Source organism: Streptomyces sp. CLCI03, assembly GCF_053615355.1.
Genome location: NZ_CM132132.1, coordinates 8,036,050 through 8,056,695 on the forward strand (window position 1 = coordinate 8,036,050; position 20,646 = coordinate 8,056,695).

21 protein-coding genes are annotated in these 20,646 nt (G+C 72.3%); 5 read left to right on the forward strand and 16 right to left on the reverse strand.

Going from position 1 to position 20,646, the window contains the following annotated elements:
* Positions 1-89 precede the first annotated feature (89 nt).
* Together entS and ACWG52_RS37040 are read right to left on the reverse strand one after the other, a co-directional pair.
* Entirely contained in the window at positions 90-1,427 is a 1,338-nt protein-coding gene (entS, locus tag ACWG52_RS37035) for an enterobactin transporter EntS (RefSeq protein WP_390167349.1), read from the reverse strand.
* A gap of 38 nt (positions 1,428-1,465) precedes the next feature.
* Positions 1,466-1,705 carry a phosphopantetheine-binding protein gene (locus ACWG52_RS37040; RefSeq protein ID WP_389806485.1) on the reverse strand — a complete coding sequence of 80 codons (240 nt, stop codon included), beginning with the start codon at positions 1,703-1,705 and terminating at the stop codon, positions 1,466-1,468.
* Positions 1,706-1,915: 210 nt separating this feature from the next.
* Here ACWG52_RS37040 and ACWG52_RS37045 point away from each other — a divergent pair, with 210 nt between their 5' ends.
* Complete coding sequence (locus ACWG52_RS37045; RefSeq protein ID WP_389806483.1) at positions 1,916-2,416, forward strand: GNAT family N-acetyltransferase; 501 nt, start codon at positions 1,916-1,918, stop codon at positions 2,414-2,416.
* 95 nt (positions 2,417-2,511) lie between these two features.
* On the opposite strand, the gene ACWG52_RS37050 is transcribed toward ACWG52_RS37045, so the two are convergent.
* The 6 genes from ACWG52_RS37050 to ACWG52_RS37075 form a co-directional block, all read right to left on the reverse strand.
* Entirely contained in the window at positions 2,512-2,718 is a 207-nt protein-coding gene (locus tag ACWG52_RS37050) for an MbtH family protein (protein ID WP_030725132.1), read from the reverse strand.
* Positions 2,719-2,770: 52 nt separating this feature from the next.
* The gene (locus ACWG52_RS37055) at positions 2,771-4,096 is read right to left on the reverse strand and encodes a condensation domain-containing protein (protein ID WP_389806481.1); all 1,326 of its coding nucleotides are present in this window, start codon (positions 4,094-4,096) and stop codon (positions 2,771-2,773) included.
* 6 nt (positions 4,097-4,102) lie between these two features.
* Entirely contained in the window at positions 4,103-5,500 is a 1,398-nt protein-coding gene (locus ACWG52_RS37060; protein ID WP_390137533.1) for a lysine N(6)-hydroxylase/L-ornithine N(5)-oxygenase family protein, read from the reverse strand.
* A gap of 209 nt (positions 5,501-5,709) precedes the next feature.
* Positions 5,710-6,615 carry an acetylglutamate kinase gene (gene argB / locus ACWG52_RS37065; RefSeq protein WP_389806478.1) on the reverse strand — a complete coding sequence of 302 codons (906 nt, stop codon included), beginning with the start codon at positions 6,613-6,615 and terminating at the stop codon, positions 5,710-5,712.
* Between the two features lie 23 nt (positions 6,616-6,638).
* Positions 6,639-7,274, reverse strand: a complete 636-nt coding sequence (locus ACWG52_RS37070; protein WP_389806476.1) for an isochorismatase family protein — start codon at positions 7,272-7,274, stop codon at positions 6,639-6,641.
* A gap of 193 nt (positions 7,275-7,467) precedes the next feature.
* Positions 7,468-8,115 (reverse strand): serine/threonine-protein kinase, encoded by a 648-nt coding sequence (locus ACWG52_RS37075; RefSeq protein WP_389806475.1) that lies wholly within the window; start codon positions 8,113-8,115, stop codon positions 7,468-7,470.
* A 245-nt stretch (positions 8,116-8,360) separates the two neighbouring features.
* Here ACWG52_RS37075 and ACWG52_RS37080 point away from each other — a divergent pair, with 245 nt between their 5' ends.
* Entirely contained in the window at positions 8,361-8,909 is a 549-nt protein-coding gene (locus tag ACWG52_RS37080; RefSeq protein WP_389806474.1) for a GNAT family N-acetyltransferase, read from the forward strand.
* Positions 8,910-8,978: 69 nt separating this feature from the next.
* Here ACWG52_RS37080 and ACWG52_RS37085 read toward each other — a convergent pair whose 3' ends face one another.
* Positions 8,979-9,332, reverse strand: coding sequence for a RidA family protein (locus tag ACWG52_RS37085; RefSeq protein WP_389806893.1), 354 nt, complete (start codon positions 9,330-9,332; stop codon positions 8,979-8,981).
* A 178-nt stretch (positions 9,333-9,510) separates the two neighbouring features.
* On the opposite strand from ACWG52_RS37085, the gene ACWG52_RS37090 reads away from it, so the two are divergent.
* The gene (locus ACWG52_RS37090; RefSeq protein ID WP_389806473.1) at positions 9,511-10,482 is read left to right on the forward strand and encodes a helix-turn-helix transcriptional regulator; all 972 of its coding nucleotides are present in this window, start codon (positions 9,511-9,513) and stop codon (positions 10,480-10,482) included.
* Here the strand turns inward: ACWG52_RS37090 and ACWG52_RS37095 are convergent.
* From ACWG52_RS37095 to ACWG52_RS37105, 3 genes are read right to left on the reverse strand one after another with little or no spacing between them, the layout of a single operon-like run.
* The gene (locus tag ACWG52_RS37095) at positions 10,464-10,601 is read right to left on the reverse strand and encodes a hypothetical protein (protein WP_389806471.1); all 138 of its coding nucleotides are present in this window, start codon (positions 10,599-10,601) and stop codon (positions 10,464-10,466) included. The genes ACWG52_RS37090 and ACWG52_RS37095 overlap by 19 nt on opposite strands.
* Positions 10,602-10,611: 10 nt before the next feature.
* Positions 10,612-11,043, reverse strand: a complete 432-nt coding sequence (locus tag ACWG52_RS37100; protein WP_389806469.1) for a hypothetical protein — start codon at positions 11,041-11,043, stop codon at positions 10,612-10,614.
* A gap of 27 nt (positions 11,044-11,070) precedes the next feature.
* Positions 11,071-12,240, reverse strand: a complete 1,170-nt coding sequence (locus ACWG52_RS37105; RefSeq protein ID WP_389806467.1) for an alpha/beta hydrolase family protein — start codon at positions 12,238-12,240, stop codon at positions 11,071-11,073.
* A gap of 398 nt (positions 12,241-12,638) precedes the next feature.
* Here ACWG52_RS37105 and ACWG52_RS37110 point away from each other — a divergent pair, with 398 nt between their 5' ends.
* Positions 12,639-13,064, forward strand: coding sequence for a subtilase-type protease inhibitor (locus ACWG52_RS37110; RefSeq protein WP_389806466.1), 426 nt, complete (start codon positions 12,639-12,641; stop codon positions 13,062-13,064).
* A 155-nt stretch (positions 13,065-13,219) separates the two neighbouring features.
* On the opposite strand, the gene ACWG52_RS37115 is transcribed toward ACWG52_RS37110, so the two are convergent.
* The 3 genes from ACWG52_RS37115 to ACWG52_RS37125 all read right to left on the reverse strand — a co-directional run bounded on the left by ACWG52_RS37115 (position 13,220) and on the right by ACWG52_RS37125 (position 18,824).
* Entirely contained in the window at positions 13,220-16,249 is a 3,030-nt protein-coding gene (locus ACWG52_RS37115; protein ID WP_389806892.1) for an acyltransferase family protein, read from the reverse strand.
* A 14-nt stretch (positions 16,250-16,263) separates the two neighbouring features.
* Positions 16,264-17,946, reverse strand: coding sequence for a glycosyltransferase family 2 protein (locus ACWG52_RS37120; RefSeq protein WP_389806464.1), 1,683 nt, complete (start codon positions 17,944-17,946; stop codon positions 16,264-16,266).
* Between the two features lie 269 nt (positions 17,947-18,215).
* Positions 18,216-18,824, reverse strand: coding sequence for a TetR/AcrR family transcriptional regulator (locus ACWG52_RS37125; RefSeq protein ID WP_390137550.1), 609 nt, complete (start codon positions 18,822-18,824; stop codon positions 18,216-18,218).
* A gap of 137 nt (positions 18,825-18,961) precedes the next feature.
* On the opposite strand from ACWG52_RS37125, the gene ACWG52_RS37130 reads away from it, so the two are divergent.
* Complete coding sequence (locus tag ACWG52_RS37130) at positions 18,962-19,894, forward strand: alpha/beta fold hydrolase (protein ID WP_389806461.1); 933 nt, start codon at positions 18,962-18,964, stop codon at positions 19,892-19,894.
* Between the two features lie 77 nt (positions 19,895-19,971).
* On the opposite strand, the gene ACWG52_RS37135 is transcribed toward ACWG52_RS37130, so the two are convergent.
* The gene (locus tag ACWG52_RS37135; protein ID WP_390137553.1) at positions 19,972-20,598 is read right to left on the reverse strand and encodes a ScbR family autoregulator-binding transcription factor; all 627 of its coding nucleotides are present in this window, start codon (positions 20,596-20,598) and stop codon (positions 19,972-19,974) included.
* Positions 20,599-20,646 lie beyond the last annotated feature (48 nt).

Here is a 20,646-nt window from a genome sequence, read left to right on the forward strand (position 1 = left end):
GCTGCGGGTCCCCGGCCGGTGGCGGGACCGGCCGGGGGTGGGTCGACGGGATGCGGGGCCCGCGGGCGGACGGGCGGGGGAGGCCGTGCCTAGGCGGCGGGGCTCGCGGGCGCCAGGCCCGCGGTGTCCGGGCCAGGACCGGCGTCGGGGCGCCGGTCGCCCTCGCTCTCCTCGTCCCGCTCGTCGCGGGGGAGGGTGGCCTTGCGCAGTCCGGGTACGGCGATCGCCACGACGACGGCGGCCACGGCGCAGATCGCACCGTTGACGACGGCCGCCCCGCCGGGGCTGAACCAGCGGGCGAGGGCGGCGACCTCGACGTCGCCGACGACGCCTCCGGTGGTGCCCTGCGTGGTGATGACGCTGAGGATGCGGCCGCGCAGCCGGTCCGGGGTGCTGTGCTGGACGAGGGCGTACTCGAGGATCTCGTACACCGTGCCGGCGGCGCCGCCCACGGCGAGCAGCGCGAAGGCGAGCCAGATGTTGCCGCTGAGACCGAAGCCGACGGCGGACAGACCGCCGGTGACGGCCGCGAGGATCAGGAGCCGGCCGGGCCGGGCGGCCCGGGTGAGCCAGCCGCTGGTGGCGGAGACGGCGACCGCGCCGACGGCGGGGGCGGTGTAGAGGAGGCCGAGCATGACCTCGCCGCCGTGGAACTGCCGGTCGACCATCTCGGGGAAGAGCACGACCGGGAGGTTGAAGAGGGCCATCACGCCGCCGAGCACGAGCAGGCCGCCCACGACACGGTTGCGCACGGCGTACTTGAAGGCGACCAGCAGCGATCCGGTGTCGGCGCCGGCCTCCTCGTCCTCCTCGTCGTGCGCGACCGGGGGCAGCGGCCGGATCCGGGAGATCAGGAGGGTGGTGACGGCCGTGGTGACGGCGGTGAAGGCGAAGACCGGGCCGGGCCCCCACAGGGCGAGGAGCACACCACCCAGGAACGGCGCGCTGATGGAGCCGATCTCACCGGTCAGGGAGATCAGGGCCCCTGCGGCCGGGAGTTGGTCGGGGCGCACGAGCGTCGGGGCGACGGCCATCAGGGCCGTCACGCTGACGCCCGTGGCCAGGCCGTCCCAGGCGACGCACACGTAGATGCCCCACAGGGTCGGGTCCGGCAGCATCGCGTTCACGGCGAGGCCGGCGAAGGCGAGGGCGGCGGCGCCGCGGGCGCACACGATCAGCTTGCGGCGGTCGGTCCGGTCGGCCATGACGCCGCCCCACAGCGATCCGAGGAGCACCGTGATGCTCATGATCATGCTGGCGACGGCGACGTCGAAGGTCGAGCGCGTCAGTTCGTACACCTGGGCGGAGAGGGCCACCGTCGCCATGCCGAGGCCGAACAGGGACACCACGCGGGCGATGAAGATGGCGCGGAAGTCCCGGCTGGTGCGCAGGGGTTCGATGTCTATGACGAAGTCACGCAGAGGCACGGCAGGCTCCGGGGCGGGCAGGTGCGGGGAGGGTGGGGTCAGGCGGCGGTGGTGAGCAGCTCGGCCCACTGGCGCAGGGTCGGCCGTTCGGCGAGGTCCACGAAGCTGACGCGGGCGCCTTCGGCCCGCCATTTCTCGACGAGCGACATGAGCCGGATCGAGTCGAGGCCCTGGTCGATCAGGCCCTCCTCCAGGGAGACGTCGGAGGGCTCCGTGTAGAGCACGTCGGCGACGTCACGGACCAGCCGGTCGAGCGTGAAGGGCGGGGAAGTGGACATGAGGGGTTCTCTCTCCTCGAAGAACGGCGGAACGGCGGCGACATTTCAACATTCCATTAGGTAAGGCTTACCTAACTAAATGCGAAGGTGCGCGTCAAGCCGGGTGTGGTGAACGCGTGGCTGCCGTTTGGATGAACTGGCCTCTGGGTGTGATGTGTTGGGCCTGGAGGCGGAATTGCGACGCAATTTAGGGAAGGCTAACCTAACTTTGTGATTACTGCCGCCACCCCCCGTCCCCCGCAGCACGGCACGGACGGCCTGCCGCCCCTGGTCCGGCGGGCGCGTCTGCACGACGCCCCCGCCCTGCACGCCCTCTCGCTGGCCTTCATCCGCTCCGGCGCCCTGCGACCCCGCAGCGTCGACCACTACCTCGCACACGCCGGGGAGTTCCTCCTCGCGACGCGTCGGGGCCGCACGTCGGCCCTCGGCTGCCTCGCCCTCGGTGACGAGGGGGACGGGGTCGCCGTGCTCTACAACTTCTGTGTGGCCCAGGGGAACCAGGGCCAGGGCATGGGCGCCGCGCTGCTGCGCGCCGCGCTCGCCGACGCCCGGTACCGCCGCGTGCGCGAGGTCTTCACGGCGACCACCGGTGGCGCCGCCTTCTTCCGACGGCACGGCTTCGTGCCGGTCGGCCCGGAGCGTGCGCCCGCGGCCTGGGCGGCGGCGCTGGACCCCGCTCGTGGCTCGGAGGTGCTCTCCCGGCGGCTGTGAGTCCTGCGGCCCGCACACGCGCGGGGCCGGACCGGAGCACGTGCTCCGGTCCGGCCCCGCGCGTGGGACGGCGGGGCCGGGAGGCCCCGGGGGGATCAGCTCCTGGCGACCAGGCTCGCGGGCCGCATGTCCGTCCAGTGCGTCTCCGTGTACGCGGCGCAGCCCTCCCGGCTGTCCTCGCCGTGCACGACGGTCCAGCCCGCGGGCACCTCCGCGAAGGCGGGCCAGAGCGAGTGCTGGTTCTCGGCGTTCACGAGCACGTAGTAGCGGGCGTCGTCGTCCTCGAAGGGGTTGGTGGCCATGGTTCTCTCTCCTTGGGTGTGATGACCGGGGACGGTCGGTTCGGGGATGGGATCAGTGGGGTACGGGGGACGCCCGCAGGGAGGCGACCGGTACGTCGGGGGCGCGGCACAGCGCCGCCAGGTCCTCGGTGAACAGATGCGCGAACCGGGCCGGTTCGGCCTCCTCGTAGAGGGCCGGGTTCGCGTCGAAGTCCAGGCGCAGCCGCCCGTCGGATCCCGCCGCGGCGGACACCGACAGGTCGTCGACGGGGCCCGAGGCGAGGCTGACGACCCGGCCGCGGATGCCGCCGAAGTCCAACTCCGTCTCGAAGGGTCGCAGGTTGACCAGTGGACCGGGGACGCGGCCGCCCCCGTGAGCAGGCCACACCTCGCGCGCCAGTTCCTCGCCGCGCAGCCGCTGGTGACGGCGGAGCAGGGTCAGTTCGCCGGCCGCCGCGCGCAGCAGCGACCGGAAGGTGTCCGCCCCCCGGACCGGCAGTCGCACCGGAAGGAGGTTCACCGCCGTCGCGGGTACCCGTAGCGTCCCCGGCGCGGTCCGCGCCGCCGCGTACACGGCGAGGACCGCCTCGCGCGCGCCGACGGCCGCGGTCACCCGCACCGCGGTCGTGGCGAGCACGACCTCGGCCCAGGTGACGCGCGCGGAGCGGGCGGTGGCGCGTACGCCCGCGCTGTCCGGCGCGCCCAGGTGCACGGTGTGCCGCCGCGCGGTGTCCTGGGCCGGCGCCGCCCGCCCGGCGGGGGACACGGGGGCGGGGCGGTCGGCGTACCGCTCCGTCCAGTACCGCCGGTCCGCGGCCTGCGCCGCCGAGCCGGTGTAGGCGCGGTCCGCGTCGGCCAGTACGGAGACCGGTGCGAAGGGGGTCGGGCCGGGGGCGCGGCCTTGCACCAGGGCCGTGTAGACCTCGGCGATCCGCCGGCTCAGCAGTGCCACGCCGTACCCGTCGACCGCCAGCAGGTGGAAGTACTGCACCAGCAGGTGGCGTCGTGGCCCGACCGTGACCAGCAGCGCGCCCGTGAGGTCGGGTGCGAGGCCGGTGCCCGCGGGGGCGGTGAGCAGTTCTGGCCGGGGTGGGCAGGCGAGCTGGCCCCGGACCAGCTCGACGGCGGCGCCCACCGGGTCGGCCGCCGCGGAGGTGTCCAGGCGCGGCAGGCCGCCCCGGGTCATCGGTCGCGAGCGGAGCCAGGGAGCTTCGTCGAGGGTGCGGAGCACGGCCTCGTCGAGCGCCGCGGTGTCGAGCGGACCCACGAGCTCGATGTACTGGCCCACGTTGTGGCCCGCGTACGAGGGATCCGCGCTCTGCGCCGCCAGGACGTGCGCCTGCGCCGCCGTGAGCCCGGGCGGCGGCCCGGCCGCCGCCGGGAGATCGGTGCGCGGCACGGCCGCTCAGCCCCGGTGGGCGGGCACGCCGTCGGCGACGGCCGCCGCCCTGGTCGCCAGCGCGGCCTGCACCTCGCGTTCGGCGACGCGCAGCAGCAGGGAGTCGCAGATCTCGCCAGAGCGCACGGCCAGCGTGGACAGCAGGGAGGCGGTGATGCCGTGGGTGTGCTCGGCGGCGGCGCCCTGGACGTAGATACCGGCCCGCACGCGGTCGGTGGTCTCCACCCGGTGGTCACGGCCGACGCGCAGTCTGCCCTGCCCGTCCGTGAGGCACTCCTCGGCCAGGTCGCCGAGCAGCTCGGCCGGCTCGGTGGGCCGGTAGCCGGTGGCCAGCACGACCGCGTCGCAGTCGAGGGTGAGGATCTCGCCCGTGGTCAGGGAGCGCACCACGGCCCGCGCCCCGTCGGGGAGTTCTTCCACGGCGGTCAGGGCGGTCGTGTTCAGGATGCGCAGCCGCTCGGTGCCCGCGACCTTCTCCTGGTAGACGGTCCGGTACAGCTGCTCGATCAGATCGCCGTCCACCACCGCGTAGTTGGTGTTGGCGTGGTATCCGATGAGCTGCTGCTTGACCTCCTCCGGGGCGCGGAAGAACTCGTCGACGGCGGCCGGGTCGAAGATCCGGTTGGCGAACGGGCTGTCGTCGGCCGGGCTGTACCCGTACCGGGTGAACACGGCGCAGACCTCGGAGTCCGGGAAGGTGCGGTGCAGGTGGTCCGCGGTCTCGGCGGCGGACTGGCCGGCGCCGACGACGACGAACCGACGGTGCGGACGGCCCGTCAGCCGCGGCGCGAGGTGCAGCAGGTCACGGTTGTGCCAGATGTGCGGGCCGGTGCTGATCCCGGCCGGGACGCGGGCGCGTAGCCCGGTCCCGAGGACGAGGTTGCGGGTGCGCGTGGCGCGCGAGGGCCCGCTGCCGGTGCTGGGCCGGGTGATGACGTCCAACTGGTCCGCGGCGCCGTCCGGACCCACCGGGCGCACCTCGACGGCCTCGGTGGCGTAGTCGACCAGCCCGTCGAAGGAGGCGGCGCACCAGCGGAAGTAGTCGTGGAATTCGAGGCGGGTGGGGAAGAAGGACTTCTGGTTGATGAAGTCGGCCAGCCGGTCCCGGTCCTGGAGGTAGTGCAGGAAGCTGAAGGGGCTTCCCGGATTGCGCATCGTCACCAGGTCCTTCAGGAAGGAGACCTGCATGGTGGCCCCTTCGAGGAGCATGCCCTGGTGCCAGCCGAAGTCCTCCTGGCGCTCGATGAACGAGGCCCGGAGCGCCTCGCCGGAGGCGCGGCGGTCGTTGTGCTCCCGGATCGCTATCGCCAGGGCCAGGTTGGCCGGCCCGAAGCCGATGCCCACCAGGTCCCGGATGTCCGGGAGAGCGTCCCCGGGTGTGGAGCTCGCGTGCGGTGCGGACATGCCCATCCTTCCTCGGTCCTACCCTATTTGGTTAGGTAAGGCTGGCCTAACATCTCTGACGGGCCGGAAGCTGTCAAGTTGGCACCCGGTTGTCTCGAAACACACCAACCAGACTTTCGGCGAGCGGAGTTGGGCACACGGAAGGCCCCGGAGCCGTGACGGCTCCGGGGTGCGGTGGGGGAGGGCCGGTCAGGTCGGCCCTCCCCGGTTCAGTGGAGGAGGTGCTCCTCGGTCGGCGGGTCGTCGGGCACCACGGTGGTGCCCGTGTGCTCGTCGGCGAACACCTCCAGGACCAGGGCGTGCGGAACCCTGCCGTCCAGTACGTGTGCCATCCGTACCCCGGAGCGCACCGCGCGCAGGCAGCCCTCCATCTTGGGCACCATGCCGCCCGCCATCGAAGGCAGTAGTTCCGCCAGCTCACCGGCCGTGAGCCGGTCGATGATCTCCGTACTGTGCGGCCAGTCCGCGTAGAGGCCGGCGACGTCGGTGAGCATCACGAGTTTCTCGGCGTCGAGCGCCTCGGCGAGAGCGGCGGCCGCGAGGTCGGCGTTGATGTTGTAGACGTTGTCGTCGTGGGCTCCCCGGGCGATGGGAGAGATCACCGGGATGCGGCCGCGCTCCAGCAATCCCCGTACGGTGTCCGGGTCCACGTGCACGATGTCGCCCACCAGGCCGATGTCCACCTCGGCGCCGTCCACCAGCGCCGGACGCCGGACGGCGGACAGGGTGCGGGCGTCCTCGCCGGTCATCCCCACGGCGAAGGCCCCGTGACGATTGATCAGGCCGACGATGTCCCGCTGCACCTGCCCGGCCAGCACCATGCGGACGATCTCCATCACCGCGGGGGTCGTCACCCGCAGTCCCGCGGCGAACCGGACCTCCAGCGCGAGCTGTTCGAGCATCGCGCTGATCTGGGGGCCGCCGCCGTGCACGACGACCGGCCGCAGCCCCGCGTAGCGCAGGGAGACCACGTCCTGCGCGAAGGCCGCCTTGAGCTCCTCGTTCACCATGGCGTTGCCACCGAACTTGACCACGACCGTGCGGCCTTGGAACCGCGCCAGCCATGGCAGGGCCTCGATGAGTGTGCGCGCCCGCGGCGCTGCCGGTCCGCTCACGGTACGAGGTGTGCGGTCGTCATTCAGGCTTCCAGTTCGTCGATGAGGATCGTGGTCGTGCGTACGACGGCGCCCCGTGCGGCCGTCCAGCGCAGGGCGAGCGCGTGCTCCTCCGCGGAGGTGTCCGCCACCGCGTCGGCCACCACGAATGGCTGGATGTCGTTCATGAACGCGTCCGCCGCGGTGAGCAGTACGCCGGAGTGGGCGAACACGCCGCACAGGATCAGCTGGTCCCGTCCCGTGGTGCGCAGGATGCGCTCCAGGTGGCTGCGCAGGAAGGCGTTGTGCCGCGCGTTGGCGATCACGTGCTCGCCCCGGCGCGGGGTCAGCTCCTCGGTGATGGACGCGTCCCGTTCCGGCGCAGCCGGCTCGGTCTCCATCTCGGCCGCGAGGCCGCGCTGTTCGGGACGCTCGCCCGCCGGTACCGTGCTGAAGACGACCGGGAGACCCAGCCGCCGTGCGGACCTGCGCAGAACGGCGATGTTGCCGATCAGGTCCACCAGGGGCGAGCGATCGCGGGGGAAGGGCCGCAGCAGATGGTTCTGCATGTTGTGGATCAGCAGGGCTGCCCGGTCGGGGTCGACGGACCACGGCGCCGCCGAGCGCGGCACCAGGTCCTGGGTGGGCATGGGATAGGGGTCGATGGTCACAGGGCCCACGGCTGGATCTCCTTGTCACCGGCGCTGCGCGGAGCGCCGGTGGTGAACGGGCGCGCGGAGCTCGACGAGGGACGGAGGATGCCCCGACCCCTCATCGTTCACTTAGCTTAGCCTAACCTAAGTTAATTGATCGAGGGGTGGACGTCACCCTTGGACGTCACCCTCGGAAATCGGTCCTCGCGTGACTGCCCGCTCAGTCCCGGTGCGTGGCGCGGTGGCTCAATCCGTCGGCGGGATCGTCCGGTTGGCTGTCCGGGGACAGGAGGGGATCGTCGAGTTGCACGATCCGGTACCCGACCCGACGGCTCGCCGCCTTCGGCGGCCTGCGCCGCCGACTCGCGCCGGCCTTCGCCGAGCGCGCCCGCTGCGCCGCCGCGATCAGGGCTCCCACCGGTGGCGCCTCGGCGCGCAGACGGTTGAACCCGCGCACGGAGATGCCCACGAGGGTCGCCGCGGCCGGCCAGGCGGCCCCTTTGCGGATCGCGTTCAGCATCAGCTGCAAGGAGGCCGGGGTCGGTGCCGACCCGGGTCTCAGCCCGTGCGCCTCGGCCAGCGCGTGCGCGGAGCCGAGCGCCGTGGCGAAGCTGGAGTCGATCTCCAGCCACTCGCGCAGGATGCGCTCGGGAACCCCGGCCGCGGCCGCGCACCCGGGGACGGTCAGCCCCTGGGCCGCCCCGCGTAGGGCGTCCGCCATGCGGGCGATCGTCTCCTCCCGCTGGCTGGGCGTGCGGCGCAGTGCGTCGCGCAGCGCCCGGTCCATCTCCTCCTGGGAGCTCATCCAGGCCAGTACCTCGTCGGCCCATTCGTCCTGCTGCGCTTGGTCTCGCGCGTTGTCCTGCATCCCCGCACCCCCACTCTTAGGTAAGCCTAACCTAAGAATGGAGTGGAAGGGGAGATGTGTGACCGCAGTGGCGGGATTTCAGAGCTGTGCCGAGTCGCCCCAACCGCCTTCGTTCGCAAGCTGGTTGAAGCCTGAACCGGATTCGCCGATCGCCGCCCGCCGCTCACGGCGGTACGCGGCTCCGACCCGCCGGGCCGCCCTCGGATCGCTCATCATTCCGACAGGTGTGCGATAAGTTGCCGGACATGACTGATTTCGGAGCCGCCGCCTGGCCACCCACCCCGTTACGGACCGCACGGCTGGTTCTGCGCCCGTCCGCTGCGCGCGACCGTGAGGCGTTCATCGACCTGTTCGCATCGCCCGAGGTGGGCACCTACGTCGGCGGCGCGCGACCACGTGCCGAGCTGGAACGCTCGGGGCCGACGGTGCCCGGGCAGCGCCCCGGCTTCTTCGTGATCGAGGTCGACGGAGCCATGATCGGCATGGTCACGCTCGACCGGCGCGACCCGCAACGCCCGGGGCATGTCCGCCCGGAGGCCGGAGAGGTCGAGCTCGGCTGCATGTTCCTGCCGCGGGCATGGGGACACGGGTACGCCGTCGAGGCGTGCGCGGCCGCGCTCGACTGGTGCGCCGACGCGCTTCCGGACGAGCCGGTGGTCCTGTGCACCCAGAGCGCCAACGACCGCGCGATGCGCCTCGCGGCGAAGCTGGGATTCACCGAGGTGGAGACGTTCGAGGAGTTCGGCGCCGAGCAGTGGTTCGGCGTGCGGTCCCCGGTGGCGCCGGCCGGCTGACAGCTCGGCACCCGCGCACCTCCCCGGCGGCGACCGCCGTCCACCGGGGAGGTGCGCCGCCCCGGCCCGTCAGGCGATGGCGGTCCCCTCCAGCTCGACCAGCTGGCCGGGGATCGCCAGCCGTGTCACGCCGAGCATCGTGGTGGTCGGGGCCACCCCGGCGGCGCCCAACCGCGCCGCCAGCCCGCCGTAGTGCGGGAAGAGCTGGTCGACGTCGGTCGTGTACACGTTCAGCCGCACGAGGTTCGCGAGGGACATGCCGGCCTTGTCGAGGACGGCCTCCAGGTTGTCGACGCTCCGCGCCAACTGCGCCGCCATGTCGCCGTCGTGCAGGGGCCTGCCGTCGTCGCTCATCGCGGTCTGCCCCGAGACGTACAGGGTCCGTGTGTGCCCGGAGACGACCTCACCCTGGTTGAACCCCATCTCCACCGACCACGTCACCGGGTTGATCGCCGTTCGCCGTACTGCCACGTCAGCTCCATTCGATGCATCGGGATCACGGACGTCGATCGGCGCGGCAACCGCCGGCCTCGACGTCGTGCTGACGAGCCTCCCAACAAATCACGACACCCTCGGTCAGGTATTCCGTTACCGTTCCCGCATGCGCGCCGACCGACTGGTCTCACTGGTGCTGCTGCTCCGCCGGCACGGCCGGTTGACCGCCGACACGCTGGCCCGGGAGCTGCAGGTGTCCACCCGTACCGTGCTGCGCGACATCGAGGCACTGTCGGCGGCCGGCGTCCCGGTCTACGCCGAACGCGGCCGGCACGGCGGATTCTCGTTGTTGCCCGGCTTCCGGACCGAGCTGACCGGACTGAACCACGACGAGGCCCTCGCCCTGCTGGCGGCCGGATCGGGGCGCGGTGAGCAGGCGTTCGGCCTGGGCTCGGCCCTCGCCTCGGCCCTGCGCAAGGTGGTCGACGCGCTGCCCGAGAGCCACCGGGCCACCGCGAGCGACGCGGCCCGGCGGTTCCTCGTCGAGCCCGAGACCGACCTGCTCTCACGCCGCGCGGTCACCGACGACATACCCGGCACCACGATGATCGAGGTCCGGCGCGCGGTACTCGCCGGACACAAGCTCCGCATCCACTACGCGGCCACCGGCAGGCCACCGGGGTGGCGCACGGTGGATCCGATCGGGCTGGTCACCGTACGCGACCGGGTGTACCTGCTGGCCACGCGATCCGGCGCGGACCGCACCTACCGGCTGTCGCGGGTGTTGGCCGCCGAGGAACTCCCCGACCCGGCCGAGCGACCCGGCCGCGTCGATCTGGACCGGATCTGGCAGGAACGCTGCGCGCGGTTCCTCAGCGACGACCACATCACCGTGCTGGTACGGGTGGACCCGGCGCGGCGGGAGGACCTGCTGGACACCGCGCTGGCCGTCCGCGCCGAGGAGCCCGACCAGGACGGCCGACTGCGCCTGGAGCTCACCTTCCAGGACTCCCGACACGCCGAATGGGCACTGTGGCAACTCGGCACGGACGCGGAAGCCCTGGCTCCGCAGTCGCTGCGGACCTCCCTGCGCGACCGCGCCGCCGCGTTCGCCGCCCGCTACGCGGAGCCGTCCTGAGTGCCGGGGGGTGTCCTGTCCGTGGCGCGCAGCCGCGCAGCGGCGTAGGCCGGAGCGCCGAGGGTCAGCAGCCGGAACGGGCCCGCGGCCGCCCGGTGGCCGACGCTGATGCGCTCCATCACCCGGTGGTCACCGAGCCATTCCCACCCGGGTGCCACGGCGGCGAGCCCGCGACCGCCCCGGACGCCGGAGCGGAACCGGGCCCCGGTCGCCCTGACGATGGGGCAGGGCCCCCGCGAGCCGTTCCGCACGGGTGTCGAGGCCGATGCCCACCGAGACGACCACCGCGTCGGGGTGTTCCCGACAGAAGGCGGCGGTCAACTCGTCGAAGACGATGGCCCGGTGGACCGACCCGAGCGCATTGCTCCGGTCGCTGAGCACCTCGGGCGCCCGAGAGCCGGTCGAGGCCAGGACGGACGCGGCCGGACGCGGCCGCCGGGTCGCGGAACGCCGTGCCCGGCAGGAACTCGGCCGCGTGGGCGCGGCCGTAGAGGGGGGCAGCAGGGTCATGGCCACACCGCTCAGGCCATGGGCGCCGCCGCCTTCGGGGGTGTTCGACATGCGCGTGGACTCCTCGGTTCGACTCGGTCAGCTGCGGTGGAACACGACCTCCGGCTCGGCCGCGGTCGGGCCGTCCAGGCGTGGCGCCGGCTTCCCGCGCAGGTGCAGGTCGAAGAAGTCACCGACGTACGCCCGCGTGATCTGCTGCGAGCGGGTGCCCGACAGCGGCGTCTCCGGATGCGGGTACCCGACCTGCTCGCCCAGTACGGGCCAGTCGGTGAAGCCGGAATGCCCGGCCCCCGTGACGGTCAGCCAGCGCTTCCAGCCGTCCAGCCGGGGCCAGTTGTCCTCCCAGGAGGTGTCGGGGAAGTCCGGCGGCAGCAGGGCCGGGTCACCGGCGAGCATCAGGAAGGGCCGCCCACCGGGACCGGACCGGGGAACGGGGGTGAAGAAGGTGCCGTCCATGTTGACCCCGGCGTCCACGCGCGGGTCCACGGCCATGGTGGCCGACGCGGCCGCACCGCCGATGGAATGCCCGGCCATGCCGATGTGTCGGGGGTCGATCAGCCAGGAGTACCGCCACGCCGCGCGTGGACCGGTCAGCCGGTCCAGGACGAACGGGATGTCGCGGGCCCGGCCGTCGGAGACCCGGTGCAGCGACCCGTCGGGGAACACCTGCTCGCAGGCCTTGCACGTGAGCAGCCGCCCGCCGGGGAAGACGGTGCCGTCGGACTCGTACGCGTGGTCCACCGCCGCCACCACGTACCCGCGGGAGGCCAGGTCCTCCGCCAGGGTGGTCAGCGAGGTGCGGGGCATGGTGAAGCCGGGGGAGAGCACGATCAGCGGGTAGCGGTGTGCCGCGGGCCGGGGCAGCGCCCCCGCCCGCGCGTGGGTCCGGGTGGCCGCGAGACGTTCGGAGGTGACGTACTCGCCGAGCTGCCCCCGGTCGGTGAGCAGCGCCTTGGCCTCGGAAGTTCTCAGGTACGGAGCGGGAGTTCCGGTGCGGGCGAGAGCCGGGTAGTACAGCGACAGGAGTAATTCCCGGTCGGCCGTGGGCACCCAGGGGTCCTTGCGCCCGCGGTCCACGAGGTGGAGGGTGTCGCGGCCCACGGCGAAGCCGCCGGTGGGTACGGGGAGTTCGAGTCCGGGGGCGGTGACCGCGGTGGACGCGGCCACGGCCGGCGTGGCGAGCGCGCCGGGCGCGATGAGGGCCAGACCGGCCGTCATCGCGGCCAGTCCGCGGATGATCTTCTTCATGGCGGCATCGTAAGTCATTTTAGGCAAGGCTTACCTAAGTTTTTCGGTTCGATGCACCGGCCGGAGATCTGGGATGCGTCACTCTCGGTGTTCGAGCGTGCGTATTCGGTCAAGCTGAGTGGCCGTCGAGTGAACCGGACGCGGCCCGCGGCGGGTCGGCGAGGGGTGAAAGCGCAGGTCGGCGGCGGGCGTGGTCGGCGCCGCATGTGGCGGTGGAGCGGCGCGCGCCCCCTGTGAGCTGCCCGAACGACCATTCGGTTGCCGATATATGAACGCTCTGTCCGTAAATCGGTCATCGATGTGCGGTGGGCCTTCATGTCCGACAGTCTGATCCCGCAACGACGCGATATCGAAAGCAAATATCGCGTTCCACCTTTGAATTGAAAGAGAGTTCCGTCGTGCGTCACCGCATCGCAGCTGCCTCCGCCGCCACGCTCCTCTGTCTGGCCGGCACCACCGGCGTGGCAGCCGCCCAGCCCTCCAGCCTGTACGCCCCGTCCGCCCTGGTGTTCACCGTCGCGCAGGGCGACGACGCCACCAACTCCACCGTCGTCCGGGCTTCCACCCTCAGCTGCGCCCCGACCGCCGTGGGCACCCACCCGACCCCGCAGGCCGCCTGCGCCGCCCTCAACTCCACGGGCGGAGCGTTCGACCGCCTGCTCGCCTCGCCGAACCCGGACCGCGCCTGCCCGATGCACTACGCCCCGGTCACCGTGACCGCCGACGGCGTGTGGAAGGGCAGCCGCGTCGCCTGGAAGTACACCTTCTCCAACAGCTGCGTGATGTCCGCGACCCTGGGCGGGAACGCCGTCTTCTCCTTCTGATCCCGCGTCGGACCTGTGCCGCGCAGGCGCCGGGCGTGCTCCGGGAATCCCGTGGAGCGCGCCCCGCTCGTGGACCGTTCACCGGTCCGGAGCGAGGCGCTCCCCCCGCCGCAGGTCCGTACCTCCCTACCTCGGCGCGCCGAGGCTTCGTACCGCTACGTGTTCCGCTCCCGGACCGAGACGTCGACGTGGTCCACCCGCATCGCATGGCCCGGCTCGGTGGCCGGACCCGCGTCCGCGCCGTCGGCGCGCGGCAGAGCGCCACCGACCGCCACGTTCAGGATCAGGAACAGCCCGTGGTCCACGGCCGCCTTCCAGGTCCCGGGATCCATCCCGTCCGCGGTCACCCGGTGGTACACACGCCCGTCCAGATACCAGCGCACCTCCTCCGCGCCCGGCGCGCGGTCGACCTCGACGGCGTACGAGTGGAACGCCGTTCGGCAGCCCGCGCACGGCTGTGGACCGGAGGTCAGGCCGGCGGGCTCCCGGCACGGACCGCCTTCCAGGACACCGCAGTGCATCGTGGCGAAGACGGTGTCCCGCCCGTTCACGGACTCCATGACGTCGAGCTCCCCGACGCCGGGCCACCCCGTGTACCCGTCCCGTAGCGGTGCTCCCAGGGTCCAGAAGGCCGGCCAGTATCCCGCGGCCTTCTCCCCGGTCACATCGGGCAGGGCGATCGACGCCTCGATCCGCAGGACCCCACCCGCCGGCGGCGCGAAGTCGGAGCGCCGTGTCTCGATCCGCCCCGAACTCCACAGCCCTTCCTTGCGGGTGGGCACGATCTCCAACGCGCCACGCCCGTCGAGGCGGACGTTGTCGGTCGAGTCGGTCATGGTCTCGATCTCGCCGGTTCCCCACTGCGGCGCGGGGCAGCCCGGATAGCAGGTGCCGATGTCGTGCACCCAGTCGGCGGCGGACGGCGGGGCCCCGGCCGGCCCGTCGAAGTCCTCGCGCAGCAGCCGCGTCCACCCGTCCGCCCCCGGGGTCCCCGCTCCGGGGCTCCCCGCGCCACGCGCGGCGGGCAACAGTCCGGCCTCCATGAGCAGCCGCTCCAATCGGCCGGTCAGGACCACGGCCGCCGCGTTCGTCAGATGCGCGTCGTCCCGATAGAGCAGGATGCGGTCGAGCACGGCCGGGCAGGTCGGCCCGTCGCCAGGGCACAGGACCTGGTTCACGCCGACGCTCCGTACGCCGGGCAGGGCGCCCGACGCGATCCGCCGAGCCAGCGGATCCGGCCACTGGGCCTGCGTCCGATCGAACGCGCAGTCCGCGGGGGACCCGGGACTGCCGGAGACGCACGCGGGGATGTCCCTGCCCGGTACGGGCGTGTCCTCGACATACACGATCGGCGCGCCCAGGGCCCGTAGCGGCGTCAGCGTCCTCTCCCACGCCTCGGCCAACAGCTTCGCGTCGTCGGTGTACCGGTTGAGCGAGGCGATCACGATGAGCCGCGGCTTCGGTTGGTGGCGCAGTCGCTCCAGGGAGTCCGCCCGCCAGGTGTCGCACTCCCGGTAGGCCCGGCCGAGCTGCGGACTGTCCACCGTCAGCTCCGGCAGCGGGCAGCCCTGCTTCACCAACTCCTGCAGCGCCCAGCCCCGTTGCGAGGCCAGCGCCAGCATCGGGGAGAACCACTGCCCGGCGTGCGAGTCGCCGAGCAGCACGATCCGGTCCGGGCTGTCCACCGCGCCGAACAGGCAGTCCGGGCTGCGCGTCTCGGCCGGGGCGACCTCACAGGCCCCGTCGGGCGGGAAGTCCCCCCGCGCCTGCGCGGGACTCGGCACCACCGGGCCGTCGACGAGCGGTGTTCCGGCCGTCCGGGCGAGCAGGGTGGGGCCCGAGACGGCACCCGGGGGCAGGCCCTGCGTGTCGACCGGGCCGGCCGGGCCCAGTACCCGCAGCGTGGTCGTACCCACCACCAGCGCGAGGGCCACCGGCAGCACGATCGCCGAGACGCCCACCGACAGTCCGCGGCGCGGGAGTTCGGAGACCGTACGGCTGCGGCGCAGCGGCCGCTCGACCCCGTGCATGGTGGCCAGGGCGGGCAGGACGGCCGCCAGTGTCAGCGCGGTCTTCGCGGGCCAGCCGAGAGTGCCGAGCCGCGCCTCGGCGAGCACGAGCACCGGCCAGTGCCACAGGTAGAGGGTGTAGGAGAGCCGCCCCACGGCCCGGGGCGCCCGCCCCGACAGCAGCCGTCCCACGTCCCACGTGCCCTGTGTGTGCCGCTCGCCCCGGCCGGGTATCGCGGCGAGGATCACGGCGGCGGTGGCCAGGGTCGGCACGAGCGCCGCGAAACCGGGGTACGGGGTCCCACTGTCGTACGACACGACGCACCAGCCGATCGCCGCGGCCCCGGCCCAGCCGCACACCAGCCGCAGCGGCCGCGGACCGCGCATCAGGTGCCAGGGCAGCAGGGCGAGCAGTGCCCCGACACCGAACTGCCAGACCCGCGAGGGAGTTCCGAGGTACGCGAGCGATACGGAGTGCTCGCTCCAGTACACCGTCAGCGCGAACGAGGCCACGGTGAGCGGCGCGGCGACCGACACCACGGCGAGACGAACGGCCCGGCCCCGGCGGACCGCCCGGGCCGCGCACAGCACCAGTACCGCCAGCAGCGGGGCCCAGAACAGGTAGAACTGCTCCTCGACGGCGAGGGACCAGAAGTGCAGCAGCGGGCTCTGGTCGTGCCCGGCGGCGAGATAGTCGGTCCGCTGCGACACGAACCGCCAGTTGGCGAAGGACAGCGCCGCCGCGACGACGTCGTACTCCATGTCGGTACGCCGCAGCGGTACGGTCAGCCAGGCTCCGGCGACGGCCACCGCGGCGAGCACCACCGCCGCGGAGGGCAGCAGCCGCCGGGCCCGCCGCGAGAAGAAGTCACCGAGCCGGATCCGACCGGTGGTGATCGCCTCGCGCACCAGCAGGCCGGTGATCAGGTAGCCGGAGATGACGAAGAAGACGTCCACGCCGACGAATCCGCCGGTCGCCCAGGGAAGGCCGGCGTGGAAGGCGAGGACCGCGAGGACGGCGACCGCGCGCAGACCTTCGATGTCGGGACGGAAGGCGGACCGGTGCGGGCTCGGCCCGGACTCGTTGCCGGAGCGGGAACCGGACGGCAGATGTTCGGCTCCCGGGGCGGCGCCCCGGCGAAGCCGGCGCCGCACGGGTGTGACGAGGAAGGACATGCGGATGGTGCCTTTCAACTCAGCCAGGGAAGCATCGGGTCGACCCACCCCGACGCCAGCAGGCCGGTCAGCAGGAGGACCGCGGACGCGGCGACGGTCTCGGGCCAGCGGCGCGGCAGCACACCACCGCGCGAGCGCAGCGCGGCCCGTACCCGGGCGCGCACCGGCCCCGCGGCCGGGTGCAGCTCGGCCACCAGGTCCCGGATCAGCGGGACGTTGATCTGGCACTGCACCAAGAGGTAGAGGAGCAGACCCCAGTTGGGTTCCCAGCCGTTCCGGGCCACGGCCAGCGCGAGCCCGGTGGCCGCGGCGCCGTTGGAGAGGACGAGCCAGCCGAGCGAGACGGCGACCACCCGGCGGGCCATCCCGCCCGAAGCCCCCGCACTCCGCGCGCCGGTGGGCACCCAGGCCGCGCTGCGCCCCCGCAGGGTGTGCACGAACGCGGTCGCGGCGGCCACGCTGGTCAGGACGTTGGCCCGGATGACCTCGACCCGCCAGCGGGTGCGGCTGATCCGCGGCAGCAGCACGTGCCACAGCCACAGCGGGGCGAGCAGGGGCAGGACGTGCCAGGGCCGGATGTGGTCCGGGAACCAGAACATCATCACCAGCGGCGGGAGCGGCGCCACGAAGGTGTTCACCGCGGTGGTCAGGTAGCCCACGATGCCCTCGTAGAAGCACAGCCGCATCCGCCACGGGGCGCGCATCCGCCGCAGCACGGGTGTGCCGAGCAGGTGGAGATTGCCCATGGCCCACCGGTACTGCTGGTTGACGAAGGAGGTGACCCGGTCGGGCGAGGTGCCCTTGGCGACCAGCACCGGCACGTACAGGGTGCGGAACCCCTGTGCGTGGAGGGCGAGTCCGGTGTACAGGTCCTCGCTGTGGTCGAGCCGGGCGAAGCCGCCGGCCAGGTCGATCGCACTGCGCCGGTACACGGCGTTGCTGCCGCAGCAGATGGCGGCGTCGCTCGCGTCCCGGGACGGTTGGATCCAGCGGAAGAACCACTCCTGCGCGGAGCCGGCGGCCCGCTGGATCCACCCCATGGTCTCGTCGGTGTCGAAGCACTGCGGGCTCTGCACGATGCCGACGGCGGGGTCGGCCAGGTACGGCACGAGATGACGCAGGAAGTCGGGCCGCGGGGCGAAGTCCGCGTCCAGGATCGCGATGAACTCGGCGCTGCTCAGGGTGAGCGCGTGATTGAGGTTGCCGGCCTTCTTCAGGTGGCCCCGGTCGGGCCGCACGACGTACTCGTAGCCGTACGAGGCGGCCAGCGCGGCGACCTCCGGCCGGTCGGCGTCGTCCAGGACCCAGACGGTCAGCGCGCCGGGCCAGTCGACGCCCGAGACCGCGCGGTAGGCGTTGCCGAGGACGTCGAGCGGCTCGCCGCAGGTCGGCAGGTACAGATCGACGCCCGGCAGCGTGCCCGGGCGCCAGGCCCGGACGAGCACCTCGTGCGACTGCCGGGTGAGCCGGCGCAGGCGCAGGCTGTTGACGCTGGAGAGGGCGAGGGCGACGACGTTGAGCGCGAGGACCACCAGGAACGCCCACAGGGCCGGTGTCCGCAGGGCGAAGGTGAGCATGGTCGCCGCCGTGAACACGAAGGCGAGCGAGGTGCTGACGAGGACCCAGCGCCGCTGCGGTCCGAAGTACCAGTAGAGCTCTTCGTCGGATGGTGGTTGCGGAAGATGATGAAAGGTCATAAAGCCCCCCACGGCTGTGCATGTACCCGTTTCAGGTGGCCCATCCTAGTGTTAAAGGTATAGACCAGTTGTTGCGAGAACGTGGCACCGGAGTCAATGCGCCATGGAATGGCGTGACTTAAATGGTCCAGACCTCTCGGGTCCCATTCGACCGGCCGCTCCCGGTGGGTCCGGGAAGGTGCGGGTCACGTGAGGGTGAACAGTCCTGGAACTCGCCGGGCGGGGGTGGGGGCGGAGCCGGTGGTGGGGCCGGGGCCGATGGTCGGGGGTCAGGTGGTGGTGGTGAAGATCCGGTCGAGGTGGTGGTGGAGGACCGCGACGGCCGACTCGGGCTTCCGCTGGCCCACGAGGATGCTGGTGCCCATGGTCGCCGTCATGGCGAGCAGGCTGATCGCCTCGATGCGCGCGTCGACGTCCGGGTCGGCCAGGCCGCTCTCCTGCGCCTGCTGGAGCAGGCCGGCGACGGCGTTCTCCGCGGCGTCGGGATTGTCGATGAACGGCTGGGCGGCGAGGGCCTCGTCGGTCACCGACAGGATCGAGTACGAGCTGTAGAGGAGGTGGAAGGTGCGGCCCTCCTCGTCGGTGGGGAGGGAGGCCAGCAGCAGCGCCTCGACGGTCGCGCGCGGGCCGGGGTTCGGGCCGACGGCGCGCAGGCGCTCGCCCACGCGTGCGGTGAAGCGGTCGGTCAGGTGCTGGAGGCCGTAGAAGAGCAGCTTCTCCTTGGTCTCGAAGTAGTACTGGACGAGCCGCAGTGACACTCCCGCCTCCGCGGCGACGTCGCGCATGCCGACGCCGTGGAGTCCGCGCCGCCCCGCCACCTGGATCAGCGCCTCGGCGATCTGGGCTCGTCGCTCCTCGTGGTCCACACGCTTCGGCATGGTCGTGTCTCCGCCCGTCGGTGATCTGCTCGCGTTCGCGGTCCGGACCGCCCGGACTCCTTCATGGTACCGCCGTACCATTTTCGTGGTACATTCGTATTACGAAGAGTGGATCTTCGCAGAACCGGAGGTGCCCCGTGCCCGAGAACACCACCCGTCCGCGCCGCGACATCGGCCGTTACGTGAACGACGAACTGCGCGACCGGTACTTCGCCGCCTGTGACGCCGTCTACGCGCTGGGCGCGCCCGCCCGCTCCGAGACGGATGTGGAGACGAGCTTCGGCACCACTCACGTCTACCGGTACGGCCCCACGGACCCCGCCGCCGAGTCGCGCACCCCGGTCGTCCTGATCCACGGCTCCGGCGGCTGCTCCGCCCAGTGGTACCCCAACACCCGGGCGCTCGGAGCCGAACGCCCGGTCTACGCTCTCGACACCCCTGGTGACCCGGGCCGCAGCGTCCAGCGTGAGGAGATGTGGCAGCCCGAGCGCGCCGCCCAGTGGATGGACGAGGCCCTCGACGCGCTCGGCCTGGACCGGGTCCACCTCGTCGGTTCCTCCTACGGCGGCTGGCTGGTCATCAACCAGGCTCACCTGCGGCCCGGCCGGCTCGCCTCCGTCACTGCCCTCGACCCCGGTGGTCTGGAGAAGGTCGGACTCCGCTTCTTCGTGTGGATCTTCGTCAGCCTCTTCGCCACCTTCGCCCCCAAGGCACTCCGCCCGCGGTTGGCCTCCTGGCTGGAACAGCCGGTGCTGATCGTTCCCGAACTGCGGGCCATGATCCAGGCGGGCGTCCGCGCCTTCCGGATCCGCCGCCCCGCCCCGCTGCCCCTGTCGGACGAGGAACTGGGTTCGATCCGGACGCCGTTCTACCTCGTCATGGGCAAGCGCAGCCTACTGGTCCACCCCGAGCGCCAGCTGGAACGCGTGCCGCGCCTGATGGCCGGAGCCCGCGCCGAGATCGTCGCCGCGACCGGTCACGGCCCGCAGATCGACCACCCCGACCTGGTCAACGAGCGGATGCTGACCTTCATGGAGGACGTCGACTCCCTCGCCCCCGCGGAAGCCTGAGCCCGTCAGGACGGTCTCGCACACGCCGTGGCGAGCACCCCCGTGGTTCGCCACGGCGTGTGCGAGACCGCCCTGTGTCAGTGGGCGGAGGTGATCGGGATCGTCCCGGGCGTGCCCGTGGGGTGGAAGAGGGCGATGCGCTGCGGGGGGACGATCGTGGGGAGGAGGAAGTTCCACAGGTCGGTGACGCGCGTGTGGAGGTCTTCGCGGCGGGTGCGGACGTGCGAGGTGACCTGGATGCCGGTGAAGGCTCCGACGAGCAGCGTCGAGAGGTCCTGGATGTCCAGCGACGGATGGATGTCGCCGCGCTGCTGAGCGGGGGTCAGGCAGGTGCGGCAGGTGTCGATCCAGGCGTCGTACGGGGTCGGGTCGGGGTGGGTGAAGGAGCCGAACTCGATGACCAGGCGGATGCCGGCACGGATGCGGACGTCGGTACGGAGTCCGTGGGCCATCTGGTGGCTGAGGTCGATGACCGTCTGCAGGCCCGGCTCCTCGGTGGCGGGGACACGTTCGGCGATCAGGAGCTGCTCGTCCATCAGGGTGCGGGCGAGGGCTTCCTTCGACGGGAAATGAAAGTAGAGGGCACCCTTGGTGACTCCGGCGTTCCTGACGACGTCGCTGAGGCTGGTGCCTTCGAACCCGCCGAGATCGAACGCGACCGCCGCGCCGTCGAGAATGGCTTGCCGGGTGATCTCGGCCCGCACTTGTCTGGCCCTCGCCACGTTCCGCTCGTCCCCCTGGTCGCTGCCCGA

Excerpts from the sequence above, each read along its gene's own strand:
- ACWG52_RS37040 (WP_389806485.1), bottom strand. The coding sequence starts at position 1,705 with ATGTCCACTTCCCCGCCCTTCACGCTCGACCGGCTGGTCCGTGACGTC.
- ACWG52_RS37050 (WP_030725132.1), bottom strand. The coding sequence starts at position 2,718 with ATGGCCACCAACCCCTTCGAGGACGACGACGCCCGCTACTACGTGCTC.
- ACWG52_RS37060 (WP_390137533.1), bottom strand. The coding sequence starts at position 5,500 with ATGTCCGCACCGCACGCGAGCTCCACACCCGGGGACGCTCTCCCGGAC.
- ACWG52_RS37075 (WP_389806475.1), bottom strand. The coding sequence starts at position 8,115 with ATGCAGGACAACGCGCGAGACCAAGCGCAGCAGGACGAATGGGCCGAC.
- ACWG52_RS37080 (WP_389806474.1), top strand. The coding sequence starts at position 8,361 with ATGACTGATTTCGGAGCCGCCGCCTGGCCACCCACCCCGTTACGGACC.
- ACWG52_RS37085 (WP_389806893.1), bottom strand. The coding sequence starts at position 9,332 with ATGGGGTTCAACCAGGGTGAGGTCGTCTCCGGGCACACACGGACCCTG.
- ACWG52_RS37090 (WP_389806473.1), top strand. The coding sequence starts at position 9,511 with ATGCGCGCCGACCGACTGGTCTCACTGGTGCTGCTGCTCCGCCGGCAC.
- ACWG52_RS37095 (WP_389806471.1), bottom strand. The coding sequence starts at position 10,601 with ATGGAGCGCATCAGCGTCGGCCACCGGGCGGCCGCGGGCCCGTTCCGG.
- ACWG52_RS37100 (WP_389806469.1), bottom strand. The coding sequence starts at position 11,043 with ATGTCGAACACCCCCGAAGGCGGCGGCGCCCATGGCCTGAGCGGTGTG.
- ACWG52_RS37105 (WP_389806467.1), bottom strand. The coding sequence starts at position 12,240 with ATGAAGAAGATCATCCGCGGACTGGCCGCGATGACGGCCGGTCTGGCC.
- ACWG52_RS37115 (WP_389806892.1), bottom strand. The coding sequence starts at position 16,249 with ATGTCCTTCCTCGTCACACCCGTGCGGCGCCGGCTTCGCCGGGGCGCC.
- ACWG52_RS37120 (WP_389806464.1), bottom strand. The coding sequence starts at position 17,946 with ATGACCTTTCATCATCTTCCGCAACCACCATCCGACGAAGAGCTCTAC.
- ACWG52_RS37125 (WP_390137550.1), bottom strand. The coding sequence starts at position 18,824 with ATGCCGAAGCGTGTGGACCACGAGGAGCGACGAGCCCAGATCGCCGAG.